19 protein-coding genes are annotated in these 25,188 nt (G+C 45.6%); 17 read left to right on the plus strand and 2 right to left on the minus strand.

Annotated elements, in window-relative coordinates; all coding sequences use genetic code 11:
• Window positions 1-331: 331 nt before the first annotated feature.
• The gene (locus tag ACESQ2_RS15795) at window positions 332-1,615 is read left to right on the plus strand and encodes a citrate synthase (protein WP_373170844.1); all 1,284 of its coding nucleotides are present in this window, start codon (window positions 332-334) and stop codon (window positions 1,613-1,615) included.
• Window positions 1,616-1,712: 97 nt separating this feature from the next.
• Here ACESQ2_RS15795 and yegD read toward each other — a convergent pair whose 3' ends face one another.
• Complete coding sequence (gene yegD, locus ACESQ2_RS15800) at window positions 1,713-3,065, minus strand: molecular chaperone (RefSeq protein WP_373170845.1); 1,353 nt, start codon at window positions 3,063-3,065, stop codon at window positions 1,713-1,715.
• Between the two features lie 136 nt (window positions 3,066-3,201).
• On the opposite strand from yegD, the gene alkA reads away from it, so the two are divergent.
• From alkA to asmA, 4 genes are all read left to right on the plus strand, one after another.
• On the plus strand, window positions 3,202-4,050 hold the full coding sequence (gene alkA, locus ACESQ2_RS15805; RefSeq protein WP_373170846.1) for a DNA-3-methyladenine glycosylase 2: 849 nt from the start codon (window positions 3,202-3,204) through the stop codon (window positions 4,048-4,050).
• A 114-nt stretch (window positions 4,051-4,164) separates the two neighbouring features.
• Window positions 4,165-4,806 carry a uridine kinase gene (udk, locus tag ACESQ2_RS15810; RefSeq protein ID WP_004122537.1) on the plus strand — a complete coding sequence of 214 codons (642 nt, stop codon included), beginning with the start codon at window positions 4,165-4,167 and terminating at the stop codon, window positions 4,804-4,806.
• 90 nt (window positions 4,807-4,896) lie between these two features.
• Window positions 4,897-5,478 carry a dCTP deaminase gene (gene dcd, locus ACESQ2_RS15815; RefSeq protein ID WP_004122535.1) on the plus strand — a complete coding sequence of 194 codons (582 nt, stop codon included), beginning with the start codon at window positions 4,897-4,899 and terminating at the stop codon, window positions 5,476-5,478.
• Window positions 5,479-5,505: 27 nt separating this feature from the next.
• Window positions 5,506-7,353: an outer membrane assembly protein AsmA gene (asmA, locus tag ACESQ2_RS15820; protein ID WP_373170848.1), complete on the plus strand. Its 1,848-nt coding sequence runs from the start codon at window positions 5,506-5,508 to the stop codon at window positions 7,351-7,353.
• Between the two features lie 243 nt (window positions 7,354-7,596).
• Here the strand turns inward: asmA and ACESQ2_RS15825 are convergent, their stop codons facing one another.
• A complete protein-coding gene (locus ACESQ2_RS15825) occupies window positions 7,597-9,183 on the minus strand; it encodes a TerC family protein (protein ID WP_004122529.1) in 1,587 nt (528 codons plus the stop codon).
• A gap of 972 nt (window positions 9,184-10,155) precedes the next feature.
• On the opposite strand from ACESQ2_RS15825, the gene galF reads away from it, so the two are divergent.
• From galF to ACESQ2_RS15885, 12 genes are all read left to right on the plus strand, one after another.
• Window positions 10,156-11,052, plus strand: coding sequence for a UTP--glucose-1-phosphate uridylyltransferase GalF (gene galF / locus ACESQ2_RS15830; protein ID WP_024360046.1), 897 nt, complete (start codon window positions 10,156-10,158; stop codon window positions 11,050-11,052).
• A gap of 460 nt (window positions 11,053-11,512) precedes the next feature.
• Window positions 11,513-12,142, plus strand: a complete 630-nt coding sequence (locus tag ACESQ2_RS15835) for a phosphatase PAP2 family protein (RefSeq protein WP_142471151.1) — start codon at window positions 11,513-11,515, stop codon at window positions 12,140-12,142.
• A gap of 997 nt (window positions 12,143-13,139) precedes the next feature.
• Entirely contained in the window at window positions 13,140-14,579 is a 1,440-nt protein-coding gene (locus tag ACESQ2_RS15840) for a capsule assembly Wzi family protein (protein ID WP_049088546.1), read from the plus strand.
• A gap of 73 nt (window positions 14,580-14,652) precedes the next feature.
• Complete coding sequence (locus tag ACESQ2_RS15845) at window positions 14,653-15,792, plus strand: polysaccharide export protein (protein ID WP_373170851.1); 1,140 nt, start codon at window positions 14,653-14,655, stop codon at window positions 15,790-15,792.
• On the plus strand, window positions 15,792-16,226 hold the full coding sequence (locus tag ACESQ2_RS15850) for a protein tyrosine phosphatase (protein WP_373170852.1): 435 nt from the start codon (window positions 15,792-15,794) through the stop codon (window positions 16,224-16,226). Before ACESQ2_RS15845 ends, ACESQ2_RS15850 begins: the two co-directional genes overlap by 1 nt.
• 16 nt (window positions 16,227-16,242) lie before the next feature.
• Window positions 16,243-18,408, plus strand: coding sequence for a polysaccharide biosynthesis tyrosine autokinase (locus ACESQ2_RS15855; protein ID WP_373170854.1), 2,166 nt, complete (start codon window positions 16,243-16,245; stop codon window positions 18,406-18,408).
• Window positions 18,409-18,522: 114 nt separating this feature from the next.
• Window positions 18,523-19,950 (plus strand): undecaprenyl-phosphate galactose phosphotransferase WbaP, encoded by a 1,428-nt coding sequence (wbaP, locus tag ACESQ2_RS15860; protein ID WP_195606020.1) that lies wholly within the window; start codon window positions 18,523-18,525, stop codon window positions 19,948-19,950.
• Window positions 19,951-20,003: 53 nt separating this feature from the next.
• Window positions 20,004-21,146 carry a glycosyltransferase family 4 protein gene (locus ACESQ2_RS15865; protein ID WP_196565132.1) on the plus strand — a complete coding sequence of 381 codons (1,143 nt, stop codon included), beginning with the start codon at window positions 20,004-20,006 and terminating at the stop codon, window positions 21,144-21,146.
• Between the two features lie 12 nt (window positions 21,147-21,158).
• Entirely contained in the window at window positions 21,159-22,187 is a 1,029-nt protein-coding gene (locus tag ACESQ2_RS15870; protein ID WP_373170855.1) for a hypothetical protein, read from the plus strand.
• Window positions 22,184-23,203: a glycosyltransferase family 1 protein gene (locus tag ACESQ2_RS15875; protein WP_196565130.1), complete on the plus strand. Its 1,020-nt coding sequence runs from the start codon at window positions 22,184-22,186 to the stop codon at window positions 23,201-23,203. The genes ACESQ2_RS15870 and ACESQ2_RS15875 overlap by 4 nt, the downstream gene beginning before the upstream one ends.
• A gap of 22 nt (window positions 23,204-23,225) precedes the next feature.
• Window positions 23,226-24,404 carry an O-antigen ligase gene (locus tag ACESQ2_RS15880; RefSeq protein WP_195606023.1) on the plus strand — a complete coding sequence of 393 codons (1,179 nt, stop codon included), beginning with the start codon at window positions 23,226-23,228 and terminating at the stop codon, window positions 24,402-24,404.
• A partial coding sequence (locus ACESQ2_RS15885; protein ID WP_373170857.1) for an acyltransferase occupies window positions 24,388-25,188 on the plus strand: 801 nt, incomplete at its 3' end. The genes ACESQ2_RS15880 and ACESQ2_RS15885, both read left to right, overlap by 17 nt.

Below are 25,188 nucleotides of genomic sequence, written 5' to 3' on the forward strand. Positions count from 1 at the left end.
ACTGACACCGGCAGTCCATGGCACCGCGTGCGAGTAGCGGATTTATGCGGGTAAAAAAATAAAATGGTTATATATTGACCTGCAATGAAATAAAATCAGTATTCTAAGGCGTGATAGTAGAATTTAGACGAGGGTAATTTCGGGGTAAGCGTATTTTATGCGGTTGAAAGGGCGATTTTCTGTTTCTTCCCCACCCGTAATAGCGGTCCTTTATCAATGTTTTGGTTATTTACATCAAAGAATCCGCGGGCGACTGTGGTTATGTTGGTTATTCCGCCTGGAGAAATGACCAGGTAAATCATTCACTCGTTGTGCAAGGAGACCTGACAGGATGACGACGAAATCGCTAACGCTGTCTTTGGATGAACAACAGTCCATTCCGTTGAGTACGGTCTCAGGGACGCAGGGCTATCCCGGCATGGATATTCGTCCGCTGGCGTCCGCAGGTATATGCAGTTTCGACCCCGGTTTTGCTAACACCGCAGGCTGTACGTCGGCCATCTCCTGGATTGATACCGAAAACAGCGTTTTGCTGCACCGCGGCTATCCGGTCGATCAGCTGGCTCGCCAGTGCGACTTCCTTGAGGTAGCCTGGATTCTGCTGCGGGGCGATGCGCCTGACGAAGCCAGCTATCAGTCGTTCAAAAACACGATTACCCGCCATAGCCTGGTGCATGAGCAGATTGCCCGTATGTGCAGCAGCTTTCGTCGCGACTCGCATCCGATGGCCTTAATGTGCGCCCTGGTAGGCACCCTGGCGGCGTTCTATCACGATGTGCTGGACGTTGAAAATCCTGAGCACCGCGCGCTGGCCGCCACCCGCCTGCTGTCGAAAATGCCAACGCTCGCGGCGATGAGCTATAAGTTTTCAATTGAGCAACCGGCACAGTATCCGCGCAACGATCTGTCCTATGCGGGGAATTTCCTGCATATGCTGTTTGCTATTCCGGCGGAACAGTATCAGCTGAATCCGGTGATTGAGCAGGCGATGAACCAGATCCTGGTACTGCACGCCGATCACGGCCAGTGCGCATCGACGACCACCGTCCGGGCGGCGGGCTCCTCCGGGGCGAATCTCTTTGCCTGTGTCGCCGCCGGGCTCGCGTCTCTGTGGGGACCGGCCCACGGCGGGGCGAACGAAGCCAGTATGCGGATGCTGGAGGAGATCAACACCGTCGATCAAATTCCGGCGTTCCTGAGCAAAGCGAAACGCGATCCGCAGACGTTCCGTCGTCTGGGATTTGGTAACTCTCGCTACCGTCATCTTGACCCGCGCGCCGCTATTTTGCGCGAGACCTGTCATCGGGTACTGGAAGAACTGGGGATGTCCGACATGCCGTTGCAGGTGGCGATGGCCCTCGAAGAGGTGGCGCTGACCGACCCGTACTTTGTTGAAAATGGCCTGTCGCCGAGCGTGGATTTCTATACCGCGGTGATCCTCAAGGCGATGGGACTGCCTTCATCGATGTTTGTGGTGATTACCGCCGTGGGCAGAACGCTTGGCTGGGTGGCGCACTGGAACGAAATGCACGAAGCGCCGCTGACGATTTATCGTCCGCGGCAGATTTATACCGGCGAACAGCGGCGGGATTACGTTTCGCGGCGTGAAGGGTGACAACAGGGGGCAATCGGGAAAATTAAGCCCGGCTCGCGCTGCGCTGAGCCGGGCTACAAATTCACTGCGTTCTGTGGTGCGGGAACGCAGCGGATGTTTAGCGAAACATCACCTGCGCCCAGCGGGCCAGCCCGGCGGTAACCGAGCCAAAATCATCGCCTCCGGCAACCGGAATGCCCGGCAGGTGCGCCGCCAGCGCTTTTTTAATCAACGGCGAGCGAGCGCTGCCGCCGGTCAGGTAAATCACGTCCGGTTTTTCATTACTGTTATCCAGCGCCAGCTGAACCTGCTCCATGATCCGGGCCAGCGGCTGATCCAGCGCAGCTTCCAGACCCTGCTGGCTGATGGCTGTCGCCAGCTCGTCGCTAATAAACGGCAGCCCCGCGGTGACGCTCGGCTGCGCGGAAAGGGCGATTTTGCTCTCTTCCGCGCTGCGCACCAGGCGATAGCTCAGACGCTGACGCCAGACCTTCAGCAGCAGCGCGACTTTTTCGCTGTCTCGGGCGCTGCGTAGCAAATCGTTAAGCAGGCGACCGTTGGCGGCGCTGTAAAAGTCGGTCTGCGCCGGCACGTCGTTAATGGCCACCGCATTCCACCATGGCAGAATCGGCAGCGCGATGCCTTTTTCGGTATCGCCGCCCATCCCCAGCAGCGGCATCAGGCATTTAAAGGCCAGGGCGATATCCAGGTCGTTACCGCCGACGCGGCAGCCGCTGTGGCCGAGCAGGCTTTGCTGGCGATCGGCTTTTTCTCGCCACTGCGGCCCCATCAACAGCAGCGAACAGTCGGTGGTACCGCCGCCGATATCGACGACCAGCACGCGTTTTTCTTCGCTCAGCGTCGCTTCGAAATCCAGACCGGCGGCGACCGGTTCAAACTGAAACACGACGTCGCGAAAGCCCGCACGCTTTGCCGCACGTTCGAGAATGCCCTGCGCCTGGGCGTTGGCATCATCGCCGCCCAGTCCCTGGAAGTTAATCGGCCGTCCGATAACCGCCTGGTCGATGGTTTCCGGCAGCTGCGTTTGCGCCTGGAGTTTGATATGCAGCATCATGGCGCACACTAAGTCTTCAAACAGCGCTACCTGCTGCGGCTTAAGCCCGCTGGCGCCGAGAAACGATTTCGGCGACTTTACGAAGTAGACTTCTTGCGGGTCTTCAACGTACTGATGCAGCGAAGCGAGACCAAACTGCACGCTGTTGCCGAGTACGTCGATATCTTCCTCGCGGTTGAAGCTTATCGCGCGACGCAGCAGCGCCTGGTTTTCATCACCGTTGGGCGGGACGTCGTGGTGGCGGTAGAGCCACTCGCTGACCGCTTCGCGGGTCGGCGCGCAAAGCATCGATGGCAGCAGCGAGCTGCCGTTTTCCAGCGTCAGCAGCTGCGGCGTATTCTCGCGCATTACCGCCACCGAACAGTTAGCGGTACCGTAGTCAAAACCAATAAACATAGCCTGCAAAATCCCCATGCCGGTGAAGAAGGGGGGCGACTTTAGCGGATTGACGGCACTGCGACAACTGGAATTTAAAAGCAAGGCGCCCGCGGCGCAGAGCCGCTATGATTGAAGCGCTAAAAAAGGAGAAAAGATGACGCTGCTACCCTGGCATCCCCCCTACGACTGGCAATGGATGTTTCATTTTCTTGAGGCGCGTACGGTGCAAGGGATTGAAACCTTTGTCGACAACAGCTACTGCCGCAGCTTTGCCCTCAATGGCCACGCCGGGCTGATCGCGGTGACGCCGGATGACGCCGCGCAGGGCATGCGGGTGACGCTTTCCGCCGGGCTACAGCCGGTCGCGGAAGAGTGCCTGGCGCGGGTTGCGCGCTTATTTGATTTGTCCTGCGACCCGCAGCGGATCGGCCCGACGCTGGGAAACCTCGCGCTGCCAAGGCCGGGGCTGCGCCTGCCGGGATCCCTGGATGCGTTTGAACAAGCGGTACGCGCGGTGCTCGGGCAACTGGTGAGCGTGGCCATGGCGGCAAAGCTCACCGGGAAAGTGGTGGCCGCCTTCGGGGAACCGTTGACCGACGCGCCGGGCTTTTATCTCTTCCCGAGCGCGCAGCGGCTGGCGCAGGCCGATCCGCTGGCGCTAAAGGCGCTGGGCATGCCCCTGCGGCGCGCGGAGGCGCTGATCCATCTGGCGCAGGCGGCTATCCGCGGCGATCTCCCCCTCTCCGCGCCGGAGAATATCGACGCCGGAATAAAGCAGCTGCAGACGCTGCCCGGCATAGGCCGCTGGACGGCGAACTATTTCGCGCTGCGCGGCTGGCAGGCGCCGGATATCTTTCTGGCGGATGATTATCTGATTAAACAGCGTTTTCCCGGCATGACGCCGGCGCGGATTGCGCGCTACGCCTGCCGCTGGCACCCCTGGCGCTCGTACGCTTTATTGCATATCTGGTATACGCAAGGCTGGTCGCCGGAGGAGGAATAGACCCGAGAGGCGCTTAGCACTGGTATCGACGCGCTGAAATCCCTATAATTGCGGCGTTTGGCGGTCAACCGCCACCCTTCCTACATTCCCAGGTTAATCAGGTCGCAAAAATTTATGACTGATACGTCTCATCAGTGCGTCATTATAGGCATCGCCGGCGCATCGGCTTCGGGCAAAAGCCTTATCGCCAGTACGCTATATCGTGAATTACGTGAACAGGTCGGCGATGAACATATCGGCGTTATTCCGGAAGACAGTTATTACAAGGATCAAGGTCATCTGTCGATGGAAGAGCGTGTAAAAACCAACTATGACCATCCGAGCTCCATGGATCATAGTCTGCTGTTTCAGCATCTGCAGATGCTGAGAAGCGGCCAGCCGATAGAGTTGCCGGTATATAGCTACGTTGAGCATACCCGTATGCCGGAAACTATCCATATCGAACCAAAGAAAGTCATCATTCTTGAAGGGATTCTGCTGCTGACCGACGCCCGCCTGCGCAATGAACTCAGCTTTTCCATTTTTGTCGACACCCCGCTGGATATCTGCCTGATGCGACGCATCAAGCGAGACGTTAACGAGCGCGGACGTTCAATGGATTCGGTGATGGCGCAGTACCAGAAAACGGTGCGCCCGATGTTCCTGCAGTTTATCGACCCTTCCAAACAGTATGCCGATATTATTGTGCCTCGCGGCGGTAAGAACCGTATCGCCATCGATATTCTGAAGGCCAAGATCAGTCAGTTCTTTGAATAACACGAACGAATTGTGTAACGTGCAAAGAGAAGCCAATTTGCCCTTATCCCCGGAAGGCGTAGGGGCGCAATGCCTTAAAGGAGAACGTTCATGCGTCTGTGCGACCGAGATATAGAAGCCTGGTTGGATGAGGGGCGTCTGGCCATTAATCCGCGCCCGCCCGTTGAGCGCATTAACGGCGCGACGGTCGATGTTCGGCTGGGGAATAAGTTTCGGACTTTCCGCGGGCACACGGCGGGCTTTATTGACCTGAGCGGGCCGAAGGCGGAAGTCAGCGCGGCGCTGGATCGCGTGATGAGCGAAGAGATTGTTCTGCCGGATGGTGAAGCGTTCTTCCTGCATCCGGGCGAGCTGGCGCTGGCGGTGACTTTTGAATCGGTTACCCTGCCGCCGGACCTCGTCGGCTGGCTTGATGGCCGTTCTTCGCTGGCGCGTCTGGGCCTGATGGTGCACGTCACCGCACACCGTATCGATCCGGGTTGGTCTGGCTGTATCGTACTGGAATTCTATAATTCGGGTAAGCTGCCGCTGGCGCTGCGTCCAGGGATGCTGATCGGCGCGTTAAGTTTTGAACCTTTATCCGGCCCGGCGGTGCGCCCTTATAACCGCCGCGAAGATGCGAAATATCGCGACCAGCAGGGCGCGGTAGCGAGTCGAATCGACAAGGATTGATAATTTTAGCGGTTTGCTGAGGATGCCATGAGACGAATTCTGACCACGCTGATGATCTTACTGGCGGTAGTTGTCGCCGGTCTTACCGCGCTGGTATTGCTGGTCAACCCCAACGATTTTCGCGCCTATATGGTTAAAGAGGTGGCGGATCGTAGCGGCTATCAGCTTGAACTCAATGGGCCGCTGCGCTGGCACGTCTGGCCGCAGCTCAGCATTCTCTCAGGCCGCATGACCCTGACCGCCCCGGGCGCTGAAGAACCTGTTATTCGTGCGGATAATATGCGCCTTGACGTCGGGCTGCTTCCGCTGCTTTCCCATCAGCTGCAGGTTAAGCAGGTGATGTTGAAGGGGGCGGTGATTCAGCTGACCCCCAAAACCGAAGCCGTGCGAAGCAAGGGAGCTCCGGTCGTCCCGCATGATAACACGCTGCCTCAGGTCCCCGAGGATCGCGGCTGGTCGTACGATGTCCAGAAGCTGCAGATTGCCGATAGCGTGCTCTTTTTTCAGCATGAAGATGGCGAGCAGGTGACGGTGCGCGATATCCGCCTGCAGATGGAGCAGGACAGCAGCCATCGCGCAACGGTCGATTTCTCTGGCCGGGTGAACCGCGATCAGCGCGATCTGGCGCTTTCCTTTTCCGCCGAGGTGCAGGGCGGTGATTATCCTCATTCTCTGAAGGCGGATATTTCACAACTGAACTGGCAGCTTCGCGGCGCGGAGCTTCCCCCTGAAGGGATTAGCGGCCAGGCCAGCATGCAGGCCAGCTGGCTCGAGGATGCGAAAAAGCTCAGCTTTGATAAGCTGAACTTAACGGCTAACGGCAGTACCCTTGCCGGCAACGGCAGCGTGGTGCTGGGCCAACAGCCTGACTGGACGCTGAATCTTCAGGCGGGCACGCTCAACCTCGATAGCCTGCTGTCTCATACCTCTGCATCTGACAATAATGGCGTTAACCAGCAAGGGCAAAGCCAGGCCAGGCAGCTACGCCCGGTGATTGCGGATAACGGTATTCAGCAGGATTACAACTCGCTGCGCGGTTTTAACGCCCGGCTGAGCCTGACGGCTGAGCAACTGCAGTGGCGGGGCATGCATTTTACCCAAGTGAAAAGCGATATCAGCAACCTGCAGGGGCTGCTGACGATTCATCAGATGCAGGGGAACCTGGACGATGGGCGACTCTCGCTTCCCGGCTCGCTGGACGCGCGAGGTGAAACGCCGCGAGCCTCCTTCGAGCCACAGCTCGACAACGTTGAGATCGGCTCGATTCTGAAAGCGTTCAATTATTCGATAAACCTGACCGGCAAGCTCTCGCTGACCGGTGAGTTCTCCGGCGGCAAGATTGATGCCGACGAGTTCCGGCGCAGCTGGCAGGGGCAGGCGCAAATTCAGATGACGGATACACGCACTGAAGGTCTCAACTTCCAGCAGCTGGTCCAGCAGGCCGTCGAGCGCAGCACCAACGTTCAGGCGCAGGAAAACTATGACAATGCGACCCGGCTGGATTCCGTCAGCACCGAGTTTACGCTGGATAATGGACAGGTGACCTTAAAGGATATGCAGGGGAAATCTGAACTGATGGCGTTAACCGGTCAGGGTGAGCTTAACCTGCTGAAAGAGGACTGCGATATGCGCTTCAACGTCCGGGTTCTGGGCGGCTGGAAGGGCGAAAGTAAACTCATCGACAGGCTCAAGCAGACGGCGATCCCTTTGCGAATTTATGGTAACTGGCAGACGCTGAGCTATAGCCTGCAGGTTGACCAGATACTCCGTAAGCAGCTGCAGGATGAAGCGAAAAAACGGCTTAGCGAATGGGCTGAACGCAATAAAAACACCCAGGATGGCAAGGATGTGAAGAAGCTGCTGGATAAGCTGTAAGTCTGGCGATTGTTGTCGGCGGATGATAATCCAGGGTCGGCGTCTTTGCTGACAAAGTGCGACATGTGGCATTGCCCGGCGGCGCTTCGCTTGCGCGGCCTACGGGTAAGGCGTGATGTGTTGCGAGGGTGGGTTTGTAGGCCGGGTTAGGCGTCAGTCGCCACCCGGCAATAATGTCAGCGGCTCCTCAAAAATCGGTTTGCCATTGTTCGTGCGGCTTTAGAAAATTCATTGAAGAGATCATTACACTTCATAGTCCAGTTCATCTTCATCATGCGCCGGCGGCACTATTTGTACTTTTTGCACCCGATGGCTCTCCACCTGCAGCGTGCGCAGAACGTAGCCGTCAAGGTTCACTTCTTCACCTTCCTGGGGCACATGCTGTAGGTACTCCATCAGCAGACCGGCGACCGTATGGTATTCACGTTTCTCATCCAGCGGCAGGGGAACATACTGAACCAGGTCTTCCAGCGGCATATGCCCGTTAACCGTCCAGCTACCGTCGCCGTTTTTATGAATATCGTGGCGAGCGTCAATCTCTTCCACTTCATTAGGCAGATTACCGGCGATGGTTTCCATAACGTCACTGAGCGTAACAATGCCCTCAACGGATCCAAACTCATCGACCACAAAGGCAAAGTGGGTTCTGGCTTTGCGGAACTGCTCCAACGCCGGAAGCAGCGGCAGCATCTCCGGGAATACCAGCGGCTGACGAATCAGGGCCTGCAGGTTGAGCGGTTCATGACGTAATGATTGCTGCAGCAGATCGATCACGTGCACGACGCCAAGCATATCTTCGTCATCATCGCCGCCGGTAACCACCAGGCGGGTATGCTGATTTTTGTCGAGTAAGGCGCGGATCTCCTCTTCCGGCGCGCTGAGATCAATATGTTCAATGTCATGACGCGAGGTCATGATGCTGCTGACGGTACGCTGATTGAGATTCAGTACCCGCTCAATCATCCGCCGCTCTTGCGGATTAAACAGCGGGTTATCGTCGCGATCGGCAACCAGCGAGGCTGTCTCGCTATCCAGCTCGCTACTGTCTTTGCGCCCGCTCAACAGATTCATCACCGCTTCAGTGGTTCGCTGGCGTAGCGTCAGGTTGGCCGACAGAAAGCGATGGCGGTTAAAAATCGCCAGCTGGTTGAAGGATTCAATCATGACCGAGAAGCCGATAGCCGCGTACAGGTAGCCTTTGGGTATAGGGAAGCCAAAGCCTTCGGCAATCAGGCTAAAGCCGATCATCAGCAGGAAGCTCAGACAGAGAATAACGATGGTCGGATGGCTGTTAACAAAGCGGGTGAGGGCCTTGCTGGCCATCAGCATCAGGCTAATAGCAATAATCACCGCGGCCATCATGACCGCCAGGTGGTCAACCATGCCGACCGCGGTTATCACCGAGTCGAGAGAGAAGATGGCATCAAGCACCACGATTTGCGCTACCACCCCCCAGAACCTGGCGCCTTTACGCTGGGTCGGGTTATCGCTATCTTTGCCTTCCAGCCGTTCGTTGAGCTCAACGGTGGCTTTAAAGAGGAGGAACAACCCGCCAAACAGCATAATCAGATCGCGGGCGCTAAAGCTTAGATCGTGCCACGTAATCAGCGGCCTGGTGAGAGTAACCAGCCATGAGATCGACGCCAGCAGCAGCAGGCGCATCACCATTGCGAGTAGCAGACCGGTCACGCGCGCCCGGTCACGCTGCGCGGGAGGGAGTTTTTCCGCGAGAATGGCGATAAAGACCAGATTATCAATACCGAGTACCAGCTCAATAACGACAAGCGTGATGAGCCCGGCCCAGATCGAGGGGTCGGCAATCCATTCCATATTCAGTTAAAACCTTTACAACCTAAGAGTGCCATGTACCGATCATGGATAAGCCATAGATAAAATGCAATATTTTCTGCTGCTAATTACCTCAGGTACAAAATCGGGCCTCGTAATACCCGTAAATAAAATAGCCACTTGCGTAGGATATAACCATATTCAACCATCAGCACATCGGTTGATTGTTATTTGTCATCGTGCGAATGTCATCGTGCGAATTTCCATCGATATAGACTGAGAGGGCCCACATGATTTTAAGCTGGATCCTACGGAGGCGGTGAGTTGCTATACCATAAAGCGGCCCCGCAACGGTAAAGTCTATCAATAGATTTGATGTATATAACAACGATTTTCCGGAATTTAGATATTTATACTACTTAATGTTGTGGCTTGTCGGAGATCAATTTTTGCCGGAGGATGTGCTGCGCGTTACCGGGGAGGCAGAGCGACAAAACGGTGCTGGGTATAATTTGCAGCAAGGAGAATGCGCCCGATTTTAGCGGAACATCCCTTGGTGCCGCTGAAGCCAATAGTGACGAGTAATTTGCTGTAGTTCAGACGGTTTTGTACGTTAAATAATTTTATTATCACTATAATCGATTATATGGTCTGGATTTTTATTTTTTTGCAGTCACTTGTTCTGTGTCAACTCTTGGTGGAAGATAACAAGGTATTAAAAGAGGAATGATGGAGAAACGATAAACTCCATTAGTCTATCTTATGAATTGAATGGGGTAGGTTTTCTGCATAACCTATTGTAAATATTGGGTATTTGCGTCGAAAAAATGCGCATAAGAATTTTCTTAAAACTGTCTATTGGTATGTAGACTTTGCGTGTATTCTTAAATTCTGCGTGTAATTTCAGAATTTGACGGACAGTATGGCAGAGATCAACCGTGTATCATCACTGATAAATGCCAGTGATACATACAAACTGACAGGATCAAAAGGTTTATAACCATACGGGTGGATATGAAAATGGTGAGTTTGAAAGCAGTTATACCGGTAGCAGGATTAGGGATGCATATGTTGCCCGCCACCAAGGCCATTCCGAAAGAGATGTTGCCGATCGTCGACAAGCCTATGGTGCAGTATATTGTTGATGAAATTGTAGCTGCGGGAATCAAGGAAATCGTGCTGGTAACGCATTCATCCAAGAATGCGGTAGAAAACCATTTCGACACCTCCTACGAACTGGAAGCATTGCTCGAACAGCGCGTAAAACGTCAGCTTCTGGCGGAGGTACAGGCTATCTGTCCGCCTGGCGTAACGATCATGAACGTGCGTCAGGGCCAGCAGCTGGGGTTAGGTCACTCCATTCTTTGCGCCCGCCCGCTGATTGGCGATAACCCGTTTGTGGTGGTGCTCCCGGATATCATTCTGGACGACGCCAGCGCCGATCCTCTGCGCTATAACCTTGCCGCGATGGTAGCGCGTTTCAATGAAACGGGCCGTAGCCAGGTTCTGGCCAAACGGATGGAAGGCGACCTCTCCGAGTACTCTGTTATTCAGACTAAAGATCCGCTGGAATCGGCCGGGCAGGTGGCCCGAATCGTTGAATTCATCGAAAAACCTGATGAACCGCAAACCCTGGATTCCGACCTGATGGCGGTGGGGCGCTATGTGCTCTCTGCCGATGTATGGTCCGAACTGGAGCGCACCGAGCCGGGCGCCTGGGGACGCATCCAGTTAACCGATGCCATTGCCGAGCTGGCGAAAAAGCAGTCGGTCGATGCAATGTTAATGACTGGCGATAGCTATGACTGCGGCAAAAAAATGGGCTATATGCAGGCTTTTGTAAGCTACGGTCTGCGTAACCATAAAGAAGGGGCAAAATTCCGCGAGAGTATTAAGAAGCTGCTGGCGTAGTTTCAGCGCTATGGCTTTTTAGCGGATGAGAGTGAACGGCCCGAGCTTTTTGATGAAGAACAGACAATTCGTGGCCGTTCACAACGTTAAGTTAAGCAGATATCGCTGATTAATATCCATTTTAATACAATGGGTTAGCATTTTTCTTGTTATATTGTAGCATTTGCGAACATGAGGCAATGTTCGGAGACTTCTGGTAGTAGAAGAAGACGTAACATGCTGAAATGGTCGGACTAGCTAAATTTACTCTTTGCTGATAATTACTTACTAAGACTTTTCTTAAGTAAGTGGCCCTTAGTCAAGGCGTGAGACGAAAATAAAACTTGACTGAGATCATGTTTGCGCATTAAACAACGGTAACGCATGCATAATAATGTGAAGTTACTGATTGTGTATGCCCACACCAATGTCGCGGAAAAGACGTTACGGACTGGAGAGATCGTCAAAGGATGAAAAAGAAATGAACTGGCAAGTTGTCACTTTTTTTGGCGATAGCACCGTACTGTTACCCAGTGCGGCCGTACTGTTTATCGTTCTTTTTCTGCGAAAAGATTCAAAGCAGCTGGCCTGGCACTGGGCTCTGCTGTTCGGTATAACTGGCGCCATTGTCTGCGCATCAAAACTGGCATTTATGGGTTGGGGTATCGGGATTCGCGAGCTGGACTTCACTGGCTTTAGCGGGCACACCGCGCTCTCTTCCGCTTTCTGGCCAATCCTCTTATGGCTGCTGTGTGCGCGCGCCACACCAGCTCTTCGTTTTACTGCCGTCTTATTAGGCTATGCACTGGCCGGGCTGGTAGGGTATTCCCGTTTGATGATTCATGCACATTCAACTTCGGAAGTGATTGCCGGCTTACTGCTGGGTGCCGCAGGGAGTGCAGCCTTTTTGCTGCTCCAGTCGCGTGTTCGCGATACTCATACAGCGCAACTATCGTTTGGCGGCCTGGCGAGCATGATCATTATCCCGGTGCTTCTGCTGAATACCGGGGCGAAGGCGCCAACCCAATCGCTGCTGGGCGAGATAGCGGTAAAACTTGGCCCACTGGAAAAACCTTTTACCCGAGTTGATCTGCACAAGGGGTTTTACTGACTCAGGGTAGCATGGAAGAGATGAAGGATTCAGAGCGACTCATGTTCTGTTCACAATGTATGCAATATGAAATTTAAAGTGAAATGGTCTGCAGTTGCGATATTTCATATCCATGAAATAAATCTGTGATGGGTCATTCTGCACAATAATTAGCATAATGATAATCAGCCAGGATGTTTCCTAAATAAGTTTTCTGGCTAAATATCGAATTTATTAATGATAACAGCATGCTGGCATAATTCTTTTCACTATTAATTTTTGTAGTTGACTAACTATAATTAATTTGAAACTAAGTCAACACACTTTCTGTGGTGAAAAGGTAATAAAATCATAAGGTTGAAATTATCTGGTTGTTCGATACTGTTGGCATTTGATAGTGATAGCCGGAAAACAATAACCTTATCGGCGGGTCGTTCATAGTGCTGCCAGCGTATCTGATAATTCAAGATTACGCTCCCAATTGAGGGCAGAATCTCGTAAACTTATGGCCGCGAAATTGTTGTTTTGATGGATTAATCGCCGATTTATCGAAATCAGCGATTGAATTTAAAGGGAAAGAAGTACAGTGCATTGGTAGCTGTTAAGCCAAGGGCGGTAGCGTACCTGCGGACGGACGTTTTCTCCATATCACATCTCATTTCATGCGACTGAAATTCCTAAAGTGAACGCTATACAGGTGATTATCTTTACAACCTGTATATACTTGCATGTTGTCGCCAGCTCAGAACGTGTTCGTTTGACGGTGGGCAGGAGAAGCTGCGGGTATGAAGCGTAAGGAATGGCCTTCAATAACAATTTCGCATACATTGTGTACTACAGGTAGCCTGTGAACCGAAAGCGAGCATTGGCATGAGATTCCGATAACATGCTTTCGTTTTCTTTGATCAAACCTGTAGACCAAAAATAGCAAAGGTTGGCGTCAGAGGGCGCTGCATCTATCAGTGTTCCCCTTGTCGCGCCAGCTTGCGGAAACGGGGCTTTAAATGGATCTTGTACAATGATAAAAATTGCGCGAATCGCACTCGCATTAGGGCTGCTAACTTCTGCCAGCTCACTTGCCTATGCCTCCGGGTTAGTGATGAATGACAACGAACTGCGCAACGATCTGGCGTGGCTTTCCGATCGCGGCGTTATTCATCTCAGCCTGTCGACCTGGCCTCTGAGCCAGGAAGAGATTAATCGGGCACTTAAGAAAGCAAAACCCTCTTACTCTTCTGAACAGGTTGTTCTCGCTCGAATCAACCAACGCCTCGATTCCTTAAAAGCTGATTTCCGGGTGAGTGGCTATACCTCAACGGATAAACCCGGAACGCCGCAGGGGTTTGGTCAGAATCAGCCTGCGGATAGCTCTTTATCATTAGCCTTTAATAACAGCGGCGAATGGTGGGATGTGCACCTGCAGGGCAACGTTGAAGGTGACGAACGCATCAGCAACGGTTCACGTTTTAATGCTAACGGCGCCTACGGCGCGGTTAAGTTCTGGAACCAATGGCTCTCTTTCGGCCAGATGCCGCAGTGGTGGGGACCGGGTTATGAAGGAAGTCTAATCCGCGGTGATGCGATGCGCCCGATGACCGGCGTTTTAATGCAGCGTGCTGAACAGGCTGCACCGGAAACCTGGTGGCTGCGCTGGATTGGACCTTGGCAGTATCAGATTTCCGCCAGCCAGATGAATCAATATACCGCCGTACCGCATACCAAAATTATCGGTGGGCGTCTGACGTTTTCTCCTTTCCAGTCCCTTGAGCTTGGCGCATCTCGCATTATGCAGTGGGGGGGGGAGGGGAGACCGGAGTCGTTTAGTAATTTTTGGGACGGCCTGACGGGTAAAGATAATACAGCAGCAAACGATCCCAATGAACCCGGCAACCAGCTTGCTGGTTTTGACTTTAAGTTGAAACTGGAACCTACGCTGGGGCTGCCGATCAGCTTATACGGTCAAATGATTGGCGAAGATGAGTCCGGTTTTTTACCTTCAGCGAATATGTTCCTTGGCGGAGTCGAAGGTCACCACGGTTGGGGGAAAGATGCCATCAACTGGTATCTGGAAGCGCACGATACCCGATCGAATATGAGCCGAACCAACTATAGCTATACCCACCATATCTATAAAGATGGCTACTACCAGCAAGGTTACTCACTCGGTGATGCTATGGGAGGTGATGGCCAACTCTTTGCGGGTAAAGTTGAACTGGTGACAGAGGATAATCAGCGCTGGAGTGCACGTTTAGCGTATGCGAAGGTTAACCCAGAAAATCAGTCAATTAATAAGGCGTTTCCTCGCTCGGATACATTAAAAGGAGTGCAACTGGGCTGGAGTGGCGATGTGTACAAATCGGTACGACTGAACACTTCTCTCTGGTATACCGATGCGAACCATAATGATAGCGATGATGTAGGCGCAAGCGCCGGGATTGAAATTCCCTTTAATTTATAGCCTTAACACAGCTTCTGGAAATAGACTGTTGTTTGGGGATTAGAAACTTTTGGTTTACTGATGATGTGACATTATGAAGACAAAAATTGTTAGATTTTCGGCATTGGCATTAGCAATAGGTTTTTTATCAGGCTGTACCATTATGCCGGGACAGGGGTTAAATAGTCTGCGTAAGAATGTGGTAGAACTTCCTGACAGCGACTACGATCTAGATAAGCTTGTCAATGTTTACCCAATGACACCGGGGCTGATAGATCAACTTCGCCCCGAACCAGTTATTGCACGTTCAAATCCTCAGCTAGACAGCTTGTTAAAAAGCTATGAATATCGCATTGGGGTGGGCGACGTACTCATGGTTACGGTATGGGATCACCCGGAATTGACGACTCCAGCTGGTCAATATCGTAGCGCCAGTGATACGGGTAACTGGGTGAATTCTGACGGAACAATTTTTTATCCTTACATAGGTAAAGTTCAGGTAGCTGGAAAGACTTTAAGCCAGGTTCGTCAAGATATTGCAAATAGATTAACAACATATATTGAAAGTCCCCAGGTGGATGTCAGCATAGCAGCTTTCCGCTCGCAAAAAGTTTATGTGACAGGGGAGGTTACAAATTCGGGGAAACAAGCAATTACAAATATCCCTCTAACTGTGATGGATGCTATTAATGCGGCAGGGGGCCTAGCGGCTGATGCTGACTGGCGAAATGTCGTACTGACTCATAATGGTAAAGATACTAAGATTTCCTTGTATGCGCTAATGCAGAAAGGCGATCTTACTCAGAATCATTTGTTATTCCCAGGCGATATACTGTTTATTCCGCGTAATGATGATCTCAAGGTATTTGTCATGGGAGAGGTGGGAAAACAGAGTACACTGAAGATGGATCGCAGTGGTATGACTCTTGCCGAAGCGTTGGGTAATGCTGATGGATTATCCCAATCAATGAGTGATGCAACAGGAATATTCGTAGTTCGTCAGTTAAAGGGTGACAAGCAGGGTAAGATTGCAAATATCTACCAGCTGAATGCTCAAGATGCATCTGCAATGGTTTTGGGAACAGAATTCCAATTACAACCATATGATATTGTATATGTTACTACTGCACCGCTTGTTCGTTGGAACCGCGTAATATCTCAGCTTGTACCAACTATAACTGGTGTTCACGATATGACAGAGACCGTACGATATATTAAGAGATGGCCAAATTAATGTTTGATTCAATTTTAGTCGTATGCACAGGAAACATATGCCGTTCTCCAATCGCTGAACGATTTTTGCGAAGAGAGTTACCACAAAAAAAAATTGACTCTGCTGGAACAGGTGCATTAGTCAATCAAGAGGCTGATAAAAGTGCTGCTTATATCGCTTCTATACATGGGCTTTCATTAGAGGGACATAGAGGACAGCAATTTACATCAGCCCTATCTCGCCAGTATGATTTGATTTTGGTCATGGAAAAAGCACATTTGGTGCAGGTTGGAAAAATTGCCCCTGAAGCTAGAGGTAAAACAATGCTGTTCGGTGAATGGATAGAACGCAAAGACATTCCAGATCCCTACCGGAAGAGCAATGAAGCTTTCGCTTCAGTATTTAATTTAATTGAGCTAGCCGGTCAGCGCTGGGTTGACAAATTAAAAGCTTAATAATCAGGAATATTTCATGTCATTAGTGAAAAAAAGAATAGACCATAAAGAAACGGATGAGATCGATGTTGGACGACTTGTTGGTGAAATCATTGATCATCGGAAATTGATTATATCAGTTACCGCTCTATTTACTTTACTAAGTCTTTTATATGCAATATTTGCTACCCCTATCTATCAAGCCGATGCATTGTTGCAAATTGAACAAAAACAGGGTAATGCAATACTAAATAGTCTCAGTCAAATGTTACCTGATAGCCAACCACAATCTGCTCCTGAAATTGCTTTGCTTCAGTCGCGGATGATTTTAGGCAAAACAGTGGATGACTTGAATCTTCAGACAAAAGTAGAAGAGAGACATATACCACTAGTAGGCAAAGGTTGGGCTAGATTAATAGGAGAAAAAAAAGGGAGTTTATCCGTTTCTAGGTTATATCTGCCAAACTCAGATCGCATTACGCCAGCTCACTTAGAGCTTATTGTTAAGGATAAAAAACATTATACGGTTTCATATGATAATACTAATTACGATGGTGAAGTAGGGGTATTACTTGATAATGGTGGTGTTTCTTTAAGAATTGATGAGATTGATGCAACTCCCGGTAGTCAGTTTAATATTTATTATATTAATAGATTGAAAGCAATTAAAGATTTACAAGATGAATTTTCTGTAACGGATCAGGGTAAAGATACTGGGATGCTGGTTTTATCATTAACCGGTGATGATCCAAAGGTATTAGAGAAGGTATTGAACACAATTAGTAACAATTATCTTGCCCAAAATATTGCTCGTCAGGCAGCGCAAGATGCGAAGAGTTTAGATTTTTTAAATGCTCAGCTTCCTAAAGTCAGAAGTGAGTTAGACATTGCTGAAGATAAACTTAATCAATACCGTAGACAAAAAGATTCGGTTGATTTGTCCCTCGAAGCGAAGTCAGTACTTGAGCAAATAGTTAATGTAGATAATCAATTAAATGAATTAACATTTCGAGAGTCTGAAATTTCTCAATTATATACAAAAGAGCATCCAACATATAAAGCGTTAATAGAAAAGAGACAAACTTTAAAAGAGGAAAAAGACAGGCTAAATCAAAAAGTTACAGCAATGCCGAAAACACAACAAGAAATATTACGTTTAAGCCGAGATGTTGATTCAGGGCAGGCTGTCTACATGCAGCTTTTAAATCGTCAACAGGAATTAAGCATTGCTAAATCAAGTGCAATTGGTAATGTGAGAATAATTGATAATGCAATTTCGCAACCTAAACCGATAAAACCCAATAAGATATTTATAATATTAATAGGTGTTGTTCTTGGCGGAGTAATTTCTATAGGAATCGTATTGCTTCGAGTCTTAATGCGCAGAGGAATTGAAAGTCCTGAGCAACTAGAAGAAATTGGAATCAATGTTTATGCGAGCATTCCTGTTGCAGAAACGTATGCAAAGAAAATAGCTCAAAATAAAAGCTGGAGCGGAAAAAAATCCAAGGATATACAAAGTTTCTTGGCTATTGATAATCCCGCAGATATTGCAATCGAAGCAATTCGTGGTTTAAGAACTAGTTTACACTTCGCGATGATGGAGGCTCGAAATAACATATTAATGATTTCGGGAGCTAGCCCTAATGCTGGTAAGACATTCATTAGTACTAACCTTGCAGCTATTATTACCCAAACCGGTAAAAAAGTTCTGTTTATTGATACAGATATGCGAAAAGGATATACACATAAACTGTTCAATACGAATAATGAGAATGGATTGTCGGATGTTTTATCAGGAAAAGCACCTATTGAGAAAGCTATTAAAAAAGTTAATATGGGTGAATTTGATTATATATCCAGAGGTATAGTTCCGCCCAATCCCGCAGAATTACTTATGCATCAACGTTTCGGTGATTTGATAAAGTGGGCGGGTGAAAACTATGATTTAGTTATTTTGGATACCCCACCAATTCTAGCTGTTACGGATGCGGCAATTATTGGTAATTATGTTGGTACAACGCTGTTAGTGGCTAGATTTGAAGAGAATACAGTTAAAGAAATTGAAGTGAGTTATAAGAGATTCGAACAAAGTGGTGTTTTGGTAAAAGGATGTATTCTTAATGGTATGGTAAAGAAAGCTAGTAGCTATTATGGTTATGGATATAACCATTATGGATACTCATACGATAGTGATAAATAATATATAAAAAAGGAGCTATATCGTCGGATATTGCTTCTTTTATTCCTATTTTTATATCTTTATAGCTACATGCTTAGGCAATACTAAAATACATATAAATATTGAGAGGATAATATGAAACTTCTCGGGCGAAGTTTTCTTGTCAGTATGTTCCTTGTGATTTCTGATTTTGTTAGTTTTATTGCTTCTTTATACTTTGCGTTGGGGATATTGTACTTCACACTGGACAATTATGAAGCTGCAGTTTCACTTCAACAAACTAAAGGATGGGTCGCGCTCCATTGGGTACTTGGTTTGTTTTGCGTTGGATGGTTTTCAGTTCGGTTAAGGCATTATTTTTATAGAAAAACCTTTTGGTTTGAATTAAAAGAAATACTTAGAACCTTGATAATCATAGCTTTCATAGAAATCGCTGTAATGGCGTTCGCAACATGGTCATTTTCTCGGTATGTATGGATTTTAACATGGGTATTTGTACTAGTTCTTGTTCCTTTCTCTCGTATGATGGTAAAGCGGCTATTGAATGTTTTAAATTATTGGCAACGCGATACATGGATAATTGGGAGTGGGATTAATGCTCACGAAGCATTTAAAGCTATTAGTAGTGAACGGAATCTTGGCTTAAAAGTTGTTGGATTCATAGCAACTGAAGGCGGTACTGTTGCTGGTGATAATATTGAAGGAATTCAAGTATTAAGTAATGATTTGCACTGGTTAACAACAATGGATAAAAAGACCCAGTTCATTGTCGCGGTTGAATCCCACCAAAGTGATGTCAGGAATGCTTGGTTGCGGAATTTTATGATCAAAGGATATCGCTATGTATCAGTAATTCCCACCTTGCGTGGTATGCCGTTAGATAGTACCGATATGTCATTTATTTTTAGTCACGAAGTCATGATATTTCGCGTCCAACAAAATTTAGCAAAATGGTCCTCACGATTACTTAAGCGTTTGTTTGATATAGTTGGTTCATTAAGTATAATTTTCTTATTATCCCCACTTCTTCTTTTTATCAGTAAAAAAGTGAAACAGGATGGTGGTCCTGCTATATACGGACATGAACGTATTGGTAAAGGAGGGAAATCATTCAAATGTTTAAAGTTTAGATCGATGGTGATTGATTCAAAACAGGTTCTTGATAAACTTCTTCGGGATGATATAGAGGCAAAAAAAGAATGGGAAGCAACATTTAAACTTAAAAATGATCCAAGAATTACAAAAATTGGTAAGTTCTTGAGGCGCACCAGTTTAGATGAATTACCGCAATTATTTAATGTATTAAAAGGGGATATGAGTTTAGTTGGACCGAGGCCTATTATTACAGCTGAACTTGAAAGATATAACGAAGAAGTTGATTATTATCTTTTAAGTAAACCGGGCATGACAGGACTTTGGCAGGTTAGTGGAAGAAGTGATGTTGACTATGAAACCCGTGTATATCTTGATGCTTGGTATGTAAAGAACTGGTCTATGTGGAATGATATAGCTATTTTATTTAAAACAATTGGTGTGGTTTTGAAAAAGGATGGCGCATATTGATCTTGATGTATCTCTTACACATATAAAAGTTTACGAAAAATGAGTGTTTAATTATGAAAAATATGAATGTCGGAATTATTGGTGATTGGTTCGTAACTTTTGCAGGATCAGAAAAAGTTGTTGCGGAATTTATTGAGATATATCCAGATGCAACTATTTACAGTGTTGTGGATTTTTTGTCTGAGGATGATAAAAACAAATTTAAAAATAAAAAAATTAATACGACCTTCATTCAAAAGTTGCCTAGAGCCCAACGGAAGTATCAACAATATTTGCCTTTAATGCCCTTAGCAATCGAGCAATTAGATGTATCTGCTCATGACGTCATTCTTTCAAGTAGTCATGCAGTGGCCAAAGGGGTTTTAACAGGACCGGACCAACTACATATAAGCTACGTACATTCACCTATACGATATGCTTGGGATCTACAGCATCAATATCTGAGAGAGTCAGGTTTAAATCGAGGTCTAAAAGGGATACTAGCAAAATGGATACTGCATAAAATCAGGTTATGGGATGTCAGAACCGCTAATGGTGTGGATTTTTTTGTTGCAAATTCTAAATTTATTGCGAGAAGAATAAAAAAAGTCTATGGACGTGATGCTGATGTAATTTATCCACCAGTAGATGTTGACCGTTTTAAGTTAAAAACCTCAAAAGAAAGTTTTTTTCTTACTGCGTCAAGACTAGTACCATATAAAAGGATTGATTTGATCGTTGAGGCTTTTTCTAAAATGCCAGATAAAAAATTGGTAGTAATCGGAGATGGTCCCGAAATGTCAAAAATAAAGAAATTAGCGCGATCTAATATAGAGATTATGGGTTATCAATCAAATGAAATCATGGAGGAATTCATGATGAATGCAAAAGCTTTTGTTTTTGCAGCTGAAGAAGATTTTGGGATCACGCCCGTTGAGGCGCAAGCGTGCGGTACTCCTGTTATCGCATATGGAAAAGGCGGTGTACTTGAAACAATAAAACCTTATGGGGAAGATGAGCCTACAGGTGTTTTTTTTAATGAGCAGAAAGTGGATTCAATTATTTCTGCTATCAATAGATTTGAATCAATATCTCATTTTATTTCTCCTATTAATTGTCGAAAAAATGCAGAGAAATTTTCTGTCTCACGATTTAGATTAGAAATCGAAAAATATGTCCTAGATAAGTATAAGCAAAAATTTGAGCGAAACGATTGATTAAGGAGTTGCATGAAAGCTTTAATTAAAATTGTATTTGTTTTTTTTTCAGCTATGATTAGCAACGCTTATGCTAATGATTTTTTTTACGGCGTTGCTGAACATCTATTTAGAAGGGATTATGATTATAGCGAACGCGCTATTTTGAAATCAAAAGAATTATGTGCGAACAAAATGAGAATTGATGCTCCTTGGGAGGATGTCGAGAAAACAAAAGGGGGCTATAATATACCGAGGATATGGGACAAAGTAATTAATAAAATGGTATCTGAAGGTATTGAACCAATACTAATAATAGATTATGGCAATAGCCTCTATGGAAATGGAAAACCAGATACAGAGGAATATGTGAGAGCATATTCCAAATATGCGCGCTATCTGGCTAATCATTTTAAAGGTAGAGTTCATTTTTATGAAATTTGGAATGAGTGGGATTCTACTGCAGGTAATACTCCAAAAGGTAATGTTTCTGACTATAAGCAACTAGTCAAAATGACGTATCCAAGCATTAAGTCAGTCGATGAAAATATTACAGTTATTACTGGTGCATTTTCGCCTGCGGGTTTAGATGTTGCTGTTGGTGAATCTAAACGCAATTATTTAGCTGATTATATGTCTCCTGAAATGGCCAATTATACAGATGGTATATCAATTCATCCGTATGTTGCATATCGAAAGAAACCGAATAATATATATAATAAATATTTATCTCAGATAGAATACGCCAAATATTTATTAATGAATACACCTGGTTTTAAAAATAAAAAACTCTACATCACTGAAATTGGTTGGACAACATTCGATCCAAGGTTTTCTGTGTCAGATAGCGAACAAGCAAAAAATATTATAAATTCTATAGAAGATGCAAAAAAGATTGGAATTAATGGAGTAATAATTTATTCTCTAAGAGATGGTGGTCGAAACTATTTTAACAGTGAAGAAGGTTTTGGTATATTTGATTATAAGTGGAGACCCAAAAAGGCCGCTACTGTTCTAATTAACTCATGCAAAAAAAATAATATCTATAAGGAAGAAAAATGACAATTTTAGTTAACACAAGGAATCTCTTGGGGCATACGACGGGTGTACAACGTTATACTAGATCAATTTTAGATTATTGGAATAAAAACCAGTATGAGCAAATTGAACCTCATAATACAAATAATTGCAACGGAATAAAAGGACATTTATGGGAGCAATTTAATGTGCCAAAAAAAATAAATAAAAATGATATTTTATGGTCTCCAGCAAATACTGGCCCAATTACAGTAAAAAATCAGGTTCTTACAATACATGACACCGTTCCGTTCGATCACCCAGAGTGGATGAGCCGTAAATTCACTACTTGGTATAAGTTTATGCAGCCAATCATTGCTAAGAGAGCTGCTCATATAATCACCGTTTCTCATTTTTCAAAAGAAAGAATAGTTGAAAACTTTAATATTCCAGAAGAAAAGATTTCAGTAGTTTATAATGGTATAACCCCCAAGTATTATGACGGTAATATTTTAACTGATAAATGGAAAACGATAAACTATATTTTAACTGTAGGTTCAGTCGAACCCCGTAAAAATATAAAAAGATTGATTTCCGCTTTTATAGAAGCTAAAAAAGAGTTAGATGCCACATTAAAACTAGTTATTGTCGGGAAGAAAGGTAATAATAATATTTTTAACTATTCTGATGAATTACATTTATCAAATGTAGAGGATTCCATTATTTTTACTGGCCATGTTAGTGATGAAGAGCTCGGGCAAATTTACAAAAATGCTAAGGGATTTTGTTATCCATCTATCTATGAAGGATTTGGTTTACCTCCCCTAGAAGCTTTGGCCTATGGAATCCCTGTTTTGACAAGTAATACAACCTCTATGAAAGAGCTATTTACAGGCAAAGCAATTTTAGTAGACCCTTATTCTATAGAGAGTATTAAGTATGGAATCCTTGATTTATTTAAGCTTGAACCTTCTATCATACTTAAGGGGCAAGCTTTTGCTCGAAGCCTAACATGGGAAAAAGCTTCTAAACAAACTTTTCAACTAATTAGTTCGTTTTAATGTGCTAAGAAAGAGTAATTTTATGTCCGCGCTGATTTCAGGAAAATATGATATAGAGCATAGAAATGAAAAACCACAACTAAGGTTGGTTTTTTTTATAGTTTTATCAGTATTTGGTTTAAGAGTAGCTGGAAATCTTACATTTTGCGATATTACAATTTTAATTACGTTCTGTATTATTTTATTGAAAGGCTACAAATTTTCAGTGGGTGAATTAATAGCTCCATTGATTTTTATTTTTTCATCTTCGGTTGGTATAATATTTGTATCAAGTGGTGATTTAGTTGAATACATTAAGGATCTTTTGCAGATAAGTTTTTATTTAATTAGTGCTGCAGCTTTATCGAGATACGTACTAAATAATTTCAATCTTAAAAGTATCTTTGACTCAATAATCCTTGCCGGAATTATAGTTTCCCTGCTCGGTGTATTGCAATATTTTCTAATATATTTCTTCAATATTAATATTTTTATCTTTATAAGCTCAATGGGAGGACGAGATCAATGGGTGGATAATTATATCCGGGTATCGTCTATCACCCAACATATTAATCATTTACCTCTAGTGCTCTTTCCTCCGTTAGCAATTGCACTATATAGGAGAAAGTATAAATTTGCTATTTTGATAATGTTAGGAATATTTGCTTCAGGCTCGAGGTCAGGCATCGCGGCAAGTTTAGCTTTGATTTATATAAGTTTTTTTATTAATCGTAATATATTTATATTGATACTATCATCAATAGTGGCTTTTTCTGGATTTACCTATTTTATTTATGGAACAGATTTCTTTGAAAAAAGGCTTGCCTTCGTTGCAAGCGGGACAGTTGATGGTTCAACACAGTATCGCCTAGATCTCTGGAGACGAGCTTGGGACTTAGTTCTTAATTATCCTTTGTTTGGTGTAGGTATGGGGCAAGAGTCATGGATGCTAAAGGTTGACAACCTGGAAAGCAGCATAATGCAAATACTGGTCAATTTTGGTTTCTTTGGTTTATTTTTGTTTCTAATTTCAATTGCTCTTGTTTTTATTAAGGCCTTAAGGAATTATTCATTACTTGGTATTTCCATGCTTCTTTTATATATGCAATTAATATTTCAACCATTCTTGTTTGTTTCAGTTGTGGGTCCATGTGTAATGACATATTCATTTTTTATTTATAACCTAACGAAAATGAGAGAAATACATGAATCCGCGAAATAGCTGGCTTGATCTTCTTAAATTTATTGGTATTTTCGCTGTTGTTGTTATTCACGTCGGTCCATTTTATCATTTAGATGATTTGAAACCTGTAGGCGTACTGATAAATAATATAATGCGTTTTGCGGTTCCTTGTTTCTTTATGTGTACGGGATACTTCCTTAATTCTGATGCCAGTCTATTCAATAAATACGACAACGTACGTATAAAGAAGAATATTAAAAAATTAATTGTCGTCTTTTTTATATGGAATGTTATATACTACTTCTTGATGCCGCAAAATTTTCATTTTACACTGAATACAATAATTTTGGGTACAGCTCCACACTTATGGTTTTTATCTGCATTGATTCAATGTTTATTATTAAAATATTTTTTTAATGTTATCTTCGATAGGGTAACTATCTCAAGAAAACTTGTTTTTAGTTTGTCGTTGTCATTTTTTCTTATTTTTTATTACTATTTCAAATATTGTTTTAGCGATTCTATCTATATTAAATCAATATTATGTGTGTTCGTCTTTTATATATATGGTGCAATTATCCGCTGTTCCACCAACATGCAAAAACCGATTAGTGTTGCGCTGATTTTTCTCGGTGTAATCTTACAACTTTCAGAATCTTTTTTAGCTTGGAAGTATTTATCGCTATCCCCAACGATTGATTTCAATTTCGGAACTTTATTATTCTCAGTCGGTGTCTTTAATTTATTTCTAATTCAAAAAAGCACATGTTCTAAATTGGCTAATTTTGGTAAGGATTCACTAGGTGTATATCTTATCCATTAT

The sequence above is a fragment of the Klebsiella sp. Q11 genome (genome assembly GCF_964241505.1).
GTDB lineage: Bacteria > Pseudomonadota > Gammaproteobacteria > Enterobacterales > Enterobacteriaceae > Klebsiella > Klebsiella michiganensis.